This is a genomic window from Crocosphaera chwakensis CCY0110, assembly GCF_000169335.1.
In the GTDB taxonomy this organism is placed as follows: domain Bacteria; phylum Cyanobacteriota; class Cyanobacteriia; order Cyanobacteriales; family Microcystaceae; genus Crocosphaera; species Crocosphaera chwakensis.
On record NZ_AAXW01000006.1, the window covers coordinates 70,236 to 82,829 of the forward strand.

Sequence of the window (12,594 nt, forward strand, 5' to 3'; positions counted from 1 at the left end):
CAAACCCTATTTATTAAGATAAGATGGAGGGATTAGGCTACTTTATCTAAATCAGTTAGTATATTTATTATAGTTTAATAATTTCATAATTGTATTTAATCGGTTTTCTATAAATTGACCATCTCTTTCATCAATGAATTCTGTCCAGTTTTTAGTGCGTTTATTAATTGTTCCAAAAAGATCAGGATCAACTTTCCAGTTAATAGAGTCAGATTGATTTTGTACTAAACATTGTTCTTCAAAAGATTCATTGATAAAATCGCAAATTTCAGTGATGGTTTTTTGAGGATATTCTACAAGGGATTCGTAAGCAACCATCATAAATTGTTGAGAATTTTTATTTTTTTCTTGTAAAGCAAGATTGATACTTAATTCATAATCTTCACAGAACTTTTCTTTTGTAATCTTTAACCATCCTAGAGATGATTGACTATTATTTAACTGTTGAGTTATTTTAAATCTTTTTTTATAAGAACTAAAAACATCAATAGGATGTCGATAAATAAATAAAAGCTTAGCTTGTGGAAAAGTCTTTTTAATTTCAGGAAGCATGAAAATAGATTGTGGCGTTTTTTCTATAATTCGTTTAACATTTCTAGCTTGTTTAGCGTAGTAAAAAAATGTAGCCACCAAAAAATGAGTCATTGTGAGTTGCCAAACAATTTCTTTAATCAACGATGAGTTACTTTTTGCTAAAATTTTAGGAACTATTTTTTGAGCTAATACAGTGTTTTGATATTTTCTAATCCATTCAGTAGAATTCAGAAATTCATTATACTTTTCCTTATTATTGAGCATATAATCTAGTTGTTCAGAACCTAAAATTTTATAGGGATATTGAAAAATTAAAGATTCTGTTAACTCAACTTTAGATGATTTTTGATAGTGTTGTAATTTAAAGCTAGAATGATGTTGAAGTATACGATAAAGTAGACTAGTTCCACTGCGAGGCGCACCTACTATAAATACAGGAGATTCAATTTTTCTGAAATTTAAGATATCTGATAATGTTAAGCTCATATTTTTAATTAATAATGATTATAATTATGATTTGAAATATTTAATAATTAAAATTATAAATCATTATTTAGGTTTTGTAAAGATATTTGTTTTTTTTTCAATTACTAATAAAATTTCATCAGGATGTCTCTCAAAGTATTGAATTTTACTCCATATTTTTTGTAACCAATAACGTTTAATTTTAACTTGTAACTTGTCTCTAGAAGATAATTGCTGATAATATTGATCAAATAAATTTTTCATTCTTTTTTCCCCTTGTCCACTTTCTCGATCATTAAAAGTCTTTGTCCCTTCAATATCTCGATAGTTTCCCCAAAGTTCGTCTTGATAATGAACCTTAGCTTTTTGCACAACTCTTAACAAAAAATCCACATCCATTGTGTAATGATCTTCAACATCATATAAACCAATTTCATTATGTAAAGACTTATGATAAAAATAAGCAGAAGGATTAATCGGATGAGGATTAATTGACCAACCTAATAATAGTTCTGTTAACTTTAATTTTTGGGGTTTATTAATAAACTTTACCTTACCCTGTTCATCCCACACCTTACAATTACCCACCAAAAAACTATTTTTAGGTAACGTTTTAAAAATATCTAATACTCGATTTAAAGTATTTGGCTGGTAATAATCATCAACATTTAAAATAGCAAGAATATCACCTTTAGCAAGATTAATCCCTTTATTCATAGCATCAGATTGACCTTGATCCGCTTCAGAAATCCAGCGAAGATGAGGATATTTTTCAGCATATTGTTTAATAATGTCAACGGTCTTATCTTGAGAACCACCATCGACAATAATATGTTCAACATCAGAACAATTTTGCTCAATAACCACCTTAATACAAGATTCAATAAAAGCCTCACCTTTATAAACAGGAGTGATAACACTAATCATCGTTAATTCAAGATAAATTCCAACTTATTTTAACAGAGTTTTAGACGAACTTCCTATCTAATATAAATACCACAAACTTAATAAACATCTTAGTAAAAAAAGGGAATAGAAAATAATAATTAAACCGTCTACTCCCCCGTTCATTACCTAATTTAACCAGAGACTAAAGTAATAACAGTTAATTCTGGGGGACAGAAAAACCGTCCCGGAAAATAAGTGCCTAAACCTCGATTAACATAGAGTTGGTTTCCTCCAATATGATGCCATCCTTGATGCCATTGCCAATTTTTGAGAATTCCAGAACAATGATTGACATAGGGGATACAGTTTTGTAATTTTTGCGGAATATGCTCACGCACTTGTTGCAGTAACATTAAGCCTGGCCCAAAACCAGGAATAACAATTTGACCTCCGTGGGTATGTCCCGATAATTGTAAATCAACCCGCCACCGTTGTAGAATACTAGCCGTATCAGGGTTATGGGACAAAACTAAACGAGGTTGAGATTCACCCAGTTGAGCCATAATAGGTTCAGGGTTAAACTCTCCTGACCAAAAATCCGCTAATCCCACAATGGGTAAATTATCCTCAAAAGGGCTAACAATTTCATTGCAGAGAACTTTAATATTAGCTTCAGTTAAAGCTTCTGTAACGATAGGTTTACCCTGACGAGACAAAACGTCATGATTTCCCAAAACAGCATAAGTTCCTACTCGACTTTGCAATAATTTTAATTTAGGGGCTAGACTATAAATTGTGTTGGCTTCATTAGTAATATAGTCCCCTGTAAGTACAACTAAATCAGGTTGCTCTTGATTACTTAGAGTAATCGCGTGAGTAAGTAATTCCGAAGATAAACAAAGTCCATCATCATGCAAATCTGAAAGTTGCACAATTTTTGTTCCTTCTAGGAGAGAGGATAAACCCTTTATAGGGATAGTTAACCTTTCTACCCTCAAAGGTTCGCTTAAAAGAGGAGCAAGCATGGTTTAATAGAGTGTGTGATGAGTAATCTTACTTCTCACCATAGCCAGAAATTAAAACAAACCCTTAAATTTACGGTATTTTTATAAGGTTTATCGTTAAGAATATCTACTTAATAATCACATCTTAACGTCAATATTTTCTGAAAGTTAAATCAGATTATTTTATTCTAAGAATAGAAAAACCAGCTTCTAATTGATTGGACTAACATCAATATGTTTCAAAATTGCTTAATTTGTACGGATTTTAAGGATGGCCTCTATCGTTTAGTGGACTTTGTTTCTAACTTAGCTAATAATGGCCTCAAACGAATTATCTTTCTTCATAGCATCTCTGTATGGGAAGATGAAAGAATCGCTAAAGTAGATGAAGAAAAAATTGCCCAAGCCAAAGAACGTCTTGCCCCTGCCTTAGATAAGGTTCCGAATGGAGTAGAAGTAAAAATAGAAGTTCTCTCAGGAACAGTAAAAGATTGTGTTCTACAATTGATTGAAACCTATGAGATAGACGTTGTTTTTACAGGAATGCCCGTTCGCAATGCCCTCGAAACCAAAATTTTTGGCAGCCATACCCTAGACTTAGCCCCGGCAACCACCACTCCTTTGATGGTGCTTCGTCCCCAACTCATTTCTACTTACACCTACGAAGAACTAAGTTTACGTACAAAGCATTTCTGGCGTTATTTATTGGTTCCTTATAACGATGGTGACTCAGCCAAGTATCTTCTAGAACGAATCAAACAAATGGCTCAAAACCAACCCGATGGGTCTTTTGAACAATGTTTATTGTTATGGGTTATTGATGATGGTGGCCGTTCTCACGAATTAAGTGAATATCATCTACAACAGGCACAAGAAAAATTAAATCAAGTTCAACAACAACTTGAAACCCTTAATCTGAAAGTAAACACAGAAATACGCCAAGGAAACCCGTTAGAGGAAATTTTAGACGCAGCCATTTATTATGATATTAGTGCGATCGCTACTGCTTGTCAGTATCGTTCTAATTTTCTAGCCTGGACAGCCCCTAGTTTAGCCAATGATATTCTTAGTCAAAGTTGGTTTCCTGTCTTATTTTTTTCTCCTGAAAAATGATATAGCTTCGTTTTAAAAAGGAGATAAAACCCGATGGTCGATTTCCCTTCTTCACTAAGAAGTTAAAAACAAAAGATAACACCTAAACACGGGAACCATTGCGAGAGGTTGTATAAGCAACCTTAAGCTTATTTTCAATAGTCGGTTTAAGCTTCTCGAATTCTTGTTTTAACATCCGTTTGGTAATTTGAGGTTTACCCCCTCGCAATAGTTGACTTTTATCAGCCCATTCCTGTAAATTTTGACATTGGTTGGGGGCAATCGTTGTTGTCAAAACGTGCTGACACGCCTTACCTTTCTCTAAGGAAAAAAATAAAATCCAATAAGAGCCAGATTCTCCTAATAAACGAGCAAACCGTTGACCAGAAGAACTTTTAAGATCGAGATAACAAGGTAACCATCTTGGTCCATGTTCACGATGATAAAGTACAGTGATCCATAAAATCATCGGATGAGGACTGGTGATAAAAACAAATTGATTGTAACGAATACTCGAAAGACGATTTGCAATATCTTGTTCATTAAGCATCACCCAAAGACTGGCAAAATTACCTTCTGGGGCGCGAATGATATGAGGAAAAACGATTTTTTGTTGAGGTTTGTCCTCAGGCCAAAACATTTTTAAACAGATATCATCCCCTTTCGGACAAGTTTTTCTTAAAGTGGATTTAGTGAATTTACTAGACTTAGTCGACCTATCGATCCCTTGTTTGGGATTAGCCACCACAGTTTCTTGTTGCGATTCTAATTGAGTCGGTTCTAATTTTTCTAACTTTTGTAAAATTTCCGTTACTGTTTGAGGACGATCTTTAGGAGCTTTAGCCATACATTGGAAAATCAAGCTTTTCAACTCCGAAGGAAGACGGAGTTTAGCCGGGATGGGTTTAGGTTTGGTATAGTGATGGGCTTCATACCAACCCCCGAAAGAAGAATTTTCTGGGAAAATGGGCATTTCTCCCGTGATCATTTCATACATCATCACTCCCAAACTGTAGATGTCAGAACGACTATCAAGTTCTTTGCCTTCAATTTGTTCTGGAGAACAATAAGCCAAGGTTCCCATAAATGACTGGGTTTGAGCTTCCCCTGACTGAATTAATTTAGCAATTCCAAAATCTAAAACTTTGACTAACTCACCTAAAGCCGGATCTTGAACTAAAAAAACATTACTAGGTTTAATATCTCTATGAATAATAGGACACATTTCTCCTTCAAACATAATGCCTTTATGGGCACATTCAAGACCAAAACAAATTTGCCGAGTGATCTTTAAAAATCTTAATAGAGGTAGAGGACGAAATTTGATCACCTCGCTGAGACTTTCCCCTTTGAGAAATTCCATTACATAAAAGGGTATCTCTTTTTCGTCCACGCCGTAGTCTCGTACTCTTACAATATGATTACTTTTTTCCCCTAATAACGCAGAAACTGTGGCCTCTCGTTCAAACCGCTCTCGCATTTTACTATTAAGTAAAGCTTGAGATAAAAATTTAACCGCAACGGTGACACCACCCAGCAGTTTATCTTCAGCACGATAGACTTGACCCATCGCACCACTGCCAGCAATATCGACGAGTTGATAGCGGTTTGCCAATAAACGACGTTGATGAGGTTCTTTCATGGTAACTGGGGGATTCATAATGGTTCATTAATGGTCGGAATATCAATAAAAAATTAAGGCTTAGGAACAATAAATTTGAGAATAGAAAATAATAATCATAATTGACGTTCAAAAATAGCTTCCATGGTGCTAGTGAGGTAATGGCCACTGAGCAAACCTCCAGAGAAATGATAGGTATTGTTGTTAAGACGGTAAAAGGTTTCAAAACCACTGCGTCTCTGACGATCGCCAAGGACCCAATAACGTTGAATAATCGAGTCGGGTCCGATCCATCCTTCCCCTTCTACTTTCCCTAAAACGCTTTGCTGGAGAACATAGGTATATTCTCGTTCTTCCCCACTGAGATGACCTCGATATTGAAAGGCAATTTCGGGACGATCGCTTCGGGGAAATACCAATTTAGTCACCATAGTGAACCAATTATCATTACTCCAAGCCACGAGACTCTTCCCTTTGACAGGTTGGGGCATTTCATTGCGTTCGAGCCAATTTCCCTCAATTGTCCAGCGTCCGGCTTCGATTAAAAAGCTATGAGCCAAAATACCACTCCTTAATCTCTTTAACTATAAAATTTAAGATCCTAGGTGGGACAAAGTTAGAGTTCAAGTCAGAAATGACTCTGACCTTCGGGTTGGCCAGTTGACGAGGGACATCGGCGAGGTTGCAACCAATCTATGGGGGACGCAGGTTACGCACCCACGCCTCCTTTAATTGGGGAGACCCCAAGTGGAGCAACTGCACTCACCGTATAATGACGGAGTCGGCTCTGACCATTGGTCAAAAATCAAGGAAAAGGCTATGTTTGCACTAACTCATTATTAATAAATGGGTGTGTTTTCCTTTTTATACTCTGACTCTTATCACTCTTAGGTTTCTCTACTTTAGATTTCCCTAAATTTACAGAAAACTAACAGGTCTTTATATTTTTTATGTGTTTGTTTCTGGCTCACTGGTTGATCAATATTTCCCCACCCCATCACCACAGAAATAACTTTAATGTTACCTATTACTTTGAAAGAGGAAGATGAATATCACCAAGTAACCTGGCTCCTTTTGCTCCAGTTACCTGGGGTAAATTGCCTGGTATGTTACTGACATATCGCCAATAGGCTAAGACAGCAAAAGCGATCGCTTCTTTAAAATCACTGTTCATTCCCACGTCGTCAGTGGTTTTCACTATAGTTGTAGACGGCCAATAAGATTGAATGCGTTCCTTTAAGTGTAAATTATGAGACCCTCCACCACATAATAAAATTTCGTCAATGGGGTCTTTTAAAAATTGTTGATAACTATGGGCAATTGACGCAGCAGTTAACTCGGTTAGGGTGGCTAAAAAATCTGCTTCTGATAAGTTATAGATTTGTGCATCTTGCCAACATTGTTGTAAATACTCTTCTCCAAATAATTCTCTTCCCGTTGATTTAGGAGGAATTTCTTGAAAAAAGTCTTGAGTTAACCATTTTTCAATTAAGAGTACATTAGGAGTTCCTTGGGCTGCCCATTCTCCGTTTTTATCATAGGTTTTTTCCCCTTTAGTTAATTGTTTAACTGCTCGATCAATTAATATATTTCCTGGCCCTGTGTCCCACCCCACAATTCTATTTTCCCAGTTTTTTTTGGTTCTCGGCGGTAAATAGGTGACATTACCAATGCCTCCTAGATTTTGCACACAACGATGATATTGAGGATGACTTAATAGATGAGCATCAATTTTAGACACTAAAGGCGCACCTTGTCCGCCGGCTGCTATATCAGCCACGCGAAAATTATTAACGGTGGGAATGTCTGTTAAATTAGCAATTATTTCTCCCCTGCCTAACTGTAGGGTATAACCTAATTTTTCTTTGAGAGGAGGACGATGATAAATTGTTTGTCCGTGAGAACCAATTAATGCTATTTTAGGATACTCTTGTTTGATTTTATTAACGGCTTCTGCAAAACATAAGGCAATTTCTTCATCCAATTTAGCTATTTCTTCAACGGATAAGGGTTGTCCATCAGCCACTTCTAAAATGGTTTGTCTTAATTGTTCTGGATAATAATGATTGATTCCAGACAATAGTTCAATCTCTAAATTGACGTTTTCCCCTGTAATTTTCACCAGTGCAGCATCGATACTGTCCACAGAGGTGCCACTCATTAATCCCAGACAATACATATTTATGCCCTATTTAATTTTGAACAATTTTTAGTTATAGTTATTAAGGTCAAAGTCTTTATTATAACACCCCTAGACTTATGGTATCTAGGGGTTTATGATTTAGGTAAATTTAGTCAGATCAACCACAAAAAAACTATTGGGAAACGCCAAAATGTCTGTCCCTGAAGAACTCACTACTGAGGTCTCACAACCCGTTGAATCCGAAGAAACTTCAACCAACAATATTGAAGTTGAGGAAAACCCTATTCTTTTTCAAGCCATTGGAACCCTTAAAGGGAAACCAGAACAAGATGAAGAGGGTAACTTTTTTATTCGTTTAGGGGGAAAACGCTATAAATTATTTATTGCGGGCTATCGCTATCAAGCTTGGCTAAAGCAGATGGCCGCTAATCCTGATCAAACCTTATTTTTGCGAGTATATCCCAAATGTTTAATGATTCCTCGCAAAGATCCTCAAATTTACTTTCAAGTGGCCGCTTGGGAAGAGGAAAACCCTTGGGAAGAAGACCCAGGAATGTTTAAATTTAGAGGCGTTTGGCAATTTGTACCTCAAGTACGAACTCCAGTGATTTCAGTCTATCGTAATCAAAATGCTAATGATCCCAAAGGCAAATTTAAAGCTTCCCATCTTCCTGTGTTAATGAGGCGAGAGGACGAAGCTAAACCTTTTCGTTTTAACCCTAAAATAGCAAAGGAAGATTTACCCCCTCGTTGGTTCATTCAAGGTAATTTTAAATTTATACCGTCTCGTAACTGTTGGGGATGGGACAAAGACTTAGAACCCCCGACAAAAAAAATTCCAAGATATAAAAAACCAGTTAAAGCAACCACTGACGGTAAGTTACCCCCGAAAAAACCCTCTAGAAAAATAGAGAAACCTAAAAAGCCTCAATCAGACGATTAAAGCATTGAATCATTGTTTTACTTGACGATAATTGTTCTCTAACCTTAATTTTATCTATAATAAACTGTCTAATTACATTTGGAGAAAAGCCCTATATATACACCCCCTTTAGCACGCTTAATTGAACAATTGCAACGGTTACCAGGAGTTGGGCCAAAAACAGCCCAACGTCTTGCCTTACATATTCTTAAACGTCCTGATAATGAAATTCAAGCCCTTGCTAAAGCTTTAATTGATGCCAAAAAGCGCGTGGGGTTATGTAAAGTTTGTTTTCATTTTTCTGAACAACCCATTTGTGATATTTGTCGTAACCCTAACCGCGACTCCCAAACCGTCTGTGTGGTAGCAGATTCCCGTGATGTTATTGCTTTAGAAAAAACTAGAGAATATCGAGGAAAATATCATGTTTTAGGAGGAGTGATGTCCCCTATGGATGGTATTGGCCCTGAACAACTCTATATTCAAGCATTAGTGAGACGAGTGACTCAAGAGGGGATTAAAGAAATTATTTTAGCTATTAGTCCCACAGTAGAAGGAGAAACCACAACCCTATATATTGGTCAACTGCTCAAACCCTTTACTAAAGTGACTCGTATTGCCTTTGGTTTACCCATGGGAGGAGATTTAGAATATGCTGACGAAGTAACCCTAGCCAGAGCGTTAGAAGGAAGAAGAGAATTAGAATAATTAAGAATATAAGTAAGATGTTTTGATGATCGAATTGCCTAGAGGATACTGTTTACGCCAAGCAACTTCCCAGAATATTTGGATAATTCGCTGGTTAGTGCTGAGGGAATTTCTTGATCCGACCCAGTTGCGACCCGAACAATTTTGGATTATTGAATTAGATAGACAAATTATTGCTTGTGGTCAATTGAGAACGTTTGCCCAAGCTCAAGAATTAGGGAGTATTGTCGTTCAAAAATCCTATCGCAACCAAGGATTAGGGACTTATTTAACGGAACATCTCATAAAAATAAGTCATTATCCACTTTATTTGGAATGTTTAGGGGATCAATTAAAAGATTTTTATCAACGTTTAGGATTTGTTGAGGTAGATTTTGACACAATTTCCTCCTCATTACAGCAAAAATTTAGAGTAACTTCCACCATTGCCAAGTGGTTTCGACTCCCGTTATACATTATGGTTTTGAAAAAGGATGAGTGAGAAATAGCATTCTTCATAATCTCCTATCGACCAGCCAAAATCAAAGATGACGACTCGTACAAGGAACCTTCTACGTAGGTCATAATTTTAAAGGCTTTTTGTTATTCTTACTTAAAATTTGGGAATAGTATAAATAGCGGATCACCATTTAGATATTTTCTGGTACTTATTATCTCTATCAAAAATTGCTAAAGATGCTCAGGGTTAAATTGAACCCTTGAAGTCATTAGTTTTTCATGGGTAGGGAGTTAATTCTGCTATCAATATTTGCATTATAATTTATAGGGTAGGTTGTATGGACAGCAAGCAAAACCGCGAATCTAACTCCATTGCTTCAAATAATGGTCATGATAATAACCAAAATGAAATTATTAATGATCAACAAGACAAGGAGAAAATAATTATTGGTGGATATTCCCAAGTTAATGAGTATCAATCTAATGAAACTGATACCTTAGAAAGGGATGAAAATTTAAGCTCAAACCAGAAAAACATCCCTTTTTGGCAACGATTTAACTTAAAAACAAAAGCCACTTTACTAGCAATTGCTCTGGGTACTGTTCCAGTCCTAGCTATTGGTGGAATTAATTACTATTTAACTGAACAATCGTTAACTAAACAAGAATTAAAGTACCAAAAAACAAGAGCTGTTACTGTTAGTAACGATCTCACACAATTTGCTAAAACTAATTATCAGCAAGTTATTGATTTATCTAATTTGCCTCTTTTAACCAATCCTGAACTTTCCCAAGCACTAACCAAACAAGAAAAGGAGAAAGCCTTAGAAAGCTTTCTAAAAAATGGAATCAATAGCATTGTAGTTATCGATGCTAAGACAGGAAATACACTTTTAGAAGGTAGAGAAAAGGATAGAGAAGAAACTATTCCTAATTATAGTAAGATTGATTATTGGCAAGAAGTTGTTAAAACTAAAGAACCAGTTATCAATCCCTTACGAATATCAAAAGCTAATAATTTATCTTCATTTTTCGTGGCTGCTCCAGTCTTTCATGAAAGAACCGGAGAACTGCTTTATGTTATTCGCACAAGAACCGATGCCAGTTATATTGATAATTTAATTCGCTCAAGCATTAAAAGTCGGTCTCAAGAAGTTGGCGATAAAGACGATCCTAAATACTTAGTTGCTGATAACAACAATAAAGTATTTGTCTCTGAAAATTCCAAAGAAATTGATCAAGAAATTAACAAATTTTTTCCTGAATTTTCTACCTTAAAAACGGATCAAAAAACACAAGTCACTTTTGATGTTAGTACCATTGACAAAGAAAAATATGTGGTGGCTTATTCACCTTTACAAAATATTGACGGTTTACCCACTCAAGACTGGAGTATTATCGTAGCGGATAAAGTGAGTACCGCTTTTGCACCTCAACGTTACCTATTATTAACCTTCACCGCAGGAACTTTATTAACAGCTTTAGGGGTTGCTATCTTAGCAGCCTATTTAGCCAACCGATTCACTCAACCTATTATTAATGCAGCTCAAGCCGTTGAACAAATTGGAGATGGAGAATTAGACACTCGTATTGAAGTTAAAGGAAACGATGAACTTGCTAAATTAGGATCTAATATCAATCGCATGGTTCAACAGATTCAAACCCTATTAGTTGAACAAGAAGAAGCGACCCGTCAACGATTAGAAGCTCAACAAGATAGTCAACAACAACAATTAATCGCTGAACAAGAACGACAACAACAACAACAACTGCAAAATGAATTAATACGCTTGTTAAGCGATATTGAGGAAGCAACCAATGGAAACTTAACCGTTCGGGCCGAAATTTCTGACGGACAAATAGGTATTGTCGCCGACTTTTTCAACGCCATTATTGAAAATTTACGAGACATTGTTACCCAGGTAAAACAAACTACCCAACAAGTGAACTCATCGTTGAGTGGGGATGAAAAATCCATCCAAGAATTGGCCCAACAATCTCAAGGACAAGCCCAACAAATTCAACAGGTGTTAAACTCCGTTGAAGCCATGGCCCAATCCATTCAACAAGTGTCAGCCAATGCTCAAGAAGCAGCCCAAGCAGCTAGAGAGTCCTCCCAAACTGCTGAACTGAGTGGAGACGCGATGGATAATACCGTTAATAGTATTCTTCAATTACGGGATACAGTTGGGGAAACCACCAAAAAAGTTAAACGATTAGGGGAATCATCCCAACAGATTTCTAAAGTTATTTCCTTAATTAACCAAATTGCCCTACAAACTAACCTACTCGCCATTAATGCCAGTATTGAAGCAGCTCGCGCAGGAGAAGAAGGACGAGGTTTTGCGGTAGTTGCAGAAGAAGTCGGACAGTTGGCAGCCCAGTCAGCAGCAGCAACCAAAGAAATTGAGAAAATTGTCGAAACCATTCAACGGGAAACCACCGCAGTGGTTGAAGCAATGGAAGTCGGTACTGCCCAAGTGGTAGAAGGAACCAATTTAGCCGAAAGTACCAAAAAAAGTTTAGGGAAAATTGTGACCGTTTCTCGTCACATTGATGAACTATTACAGTCAATTTCTCAAACAACAGTATCTCAAGCAGATACCTCTCAATCGGTTACTCAATTAATGGAAGAAGTTGCCCAAGTCTCCCAGAAAACCTCCTGTTCTTCTATCGAAGTCTCCCAATCTCTACAAAAAACAGCCAAAATGGCTAATCAATTACAAGACTCCGTTGATACCTTCAAACTGAGTTAGACCACATTAAAAATATCTATAAC

At 36.3% G+C, this 12,594-nt stretch carries 11 protein-coding genes; 5 read left to right on the forward strand and 6 right to left on the reverse strand.

What is annotated here, in order from left to right; genetic code table 11:
- Positions 1–51: 51 nt before the first annotated feature.
- From CY0110_RS05720 to CY0110_RS05730, 3 genes are all read right to left on the reverse strand, one after another.
- Positions 52–1,020, reverse strand: coding sequence for a sulfotransferase family protein (locus tag CY0110_RS05720; protein WP_008274372.1), 969 nt, complete (start codon positions 1,018–1,020; stop codon positions 52–54).
- A gap of 63 nt (positions 1,021–1,083) precedes the next feature.
- Positions 1,084–1,926, reverse strand: a complete 843-nt coding sequence (locus CY0110_RS05725) for a glycosyltransferase family 2 protein (RefSeq protein ID WP_008274373.1) — start codon at positions 1,924–1,926, stop codon at positions 1,084–1,086.
- Positions 1,927–2,078: 152 nt separating this feature from the next.
- The gene (locus tag CY0110_RS05730) at positions 2,079–2,912 is read right to left on the reverse strand and encodes a metallophosphoesterase (protein ID WP_008274374.1); all 834 of its coding nucleotides are present in this window, start codon (positions 2,910–2,912) and stop codon (positions 2,079–2,081) included.
- A 213-nt stretch (positions 2,913–3,125) separates the two neighbouring features.
- Between CY0110_RS05730 and CY0110_RS05735 the strand changes: the two genes are divergently transcribed.
- The gene (locus tag CY0110_RS05735) at positions 3,126–4,004 is read left to right on the forward strand and encodes a universal stress protein (RefSeq protein WP_008274375.1); all 879 of its coding nucleotides are present in this window, start codon (positions 3,126–3,128) and stop codon (positions 4,002–4,004) included.
- Between the two features lie 82 nt (positions 4,005–4,086).
- Here the strand turns inward: CY0110_RS05735 and CY0110_RS05740 are convergent, their stop codons facing one another.
- The 3 genes from CY0110_RS05740 to CY0110_RS05750 all read right to left on the reverse strand — a co-directional run bounded on the left by CY0110_RS05740 (position 4,087) and on the right by CY0110_RS05750 (position 7,783).
- A complete protein-coding gene (locus CY0110_RS05740) occupies positions 4,087–5,643 on the reverse strand; it encodes a serine/threonine-protein kinase (RefSeq protein WP_008274376.1) in 1,557 nt (518 codons plus the stop codon).
- Between the two features lie 77 nt (positions 5,644–5,720).
- Positions 5,721–6,164, reverse strand: a complete 444-nt coding sequence (locus CY0110_RS05745; protein ID WP_008274377.1) for a hypothetical protein — start codon at positions 6,162–6,164, stop codon at positions 5,721–5,723.
- A gap of 467 nt (positions 6,165–6,631) precedes the next feature.
- On the reverse strand, positions 6,632–7,783 hold the full coding sequence (locus tag CY0110_RS05750; protein WP_008274378.1) for an anhydro-N-acetylmuramic acid kinase: 1,152 nt from the start codon (positions 7,781–7,783) through the stop codon (positions 6,632–6,634).
- Positions 7,784–7,937: 154 nt separating this feature from the next.
- On the opposite strand from CY0110_RS05750, the gene CY0110_RS05755 reads away from it, so the two are divergent.
- The 4 genes from CY0110_RS05755 (at position 7,938) to CY0110_RS05770 (ending at position 12,571) form a co-directional block, all read left to right on the forward strand.
- Positions 7,938–8,690 (forward strand): hypothetical protein, encoded by a 753-nt coding sequence (locus CY0110_RS05755; protein WP_008274379.1) that lies wholly within the window; start codon positions 7,938–7,940, stop codon positions 8,688–8,690.
- Positions 8,691–8,768: 78 nt separating this feature from the next.
- Positions 8,769–9,377 (forward strand): recombination mediator RecR, encoded by a 609-nt coding sequence (gene recR, locus CY0110_RS05760; protein WP_008274380.1) that lies wholly within the window; start codon positions 8,769–8,771, stop codon positions 9,375–9,377.
- 25 nt (positions 9,378–9,402) lie between these two features.
- Positions 9,403–9,858 carry a GNAT family N-acetyltransferase gene (locus CY0110_RS05765; protein WP_008274381.1) on the forward strand — a complete coding sequence of 152 codons (456 nt, stop codon included), beginning with the start codon at positions 9,403–9,405 and terminating at the stop codon, positions 9,856–9,858.
- 295 nt (positions 9,859–10,153) lie between these two features.
- A complete protein-coding gene (locus tag CY0110_RS05770; RefSeq protein ID WP_008274382.1) occupies positions 10,154–12,571 on the forward strand; it encodes a methyl-accepting chemotaxis protein in 2,418 nt (805 codons plus the stop codon).
- Positions 12,572–12,594 lie beyond the last annotated feature (23 nt).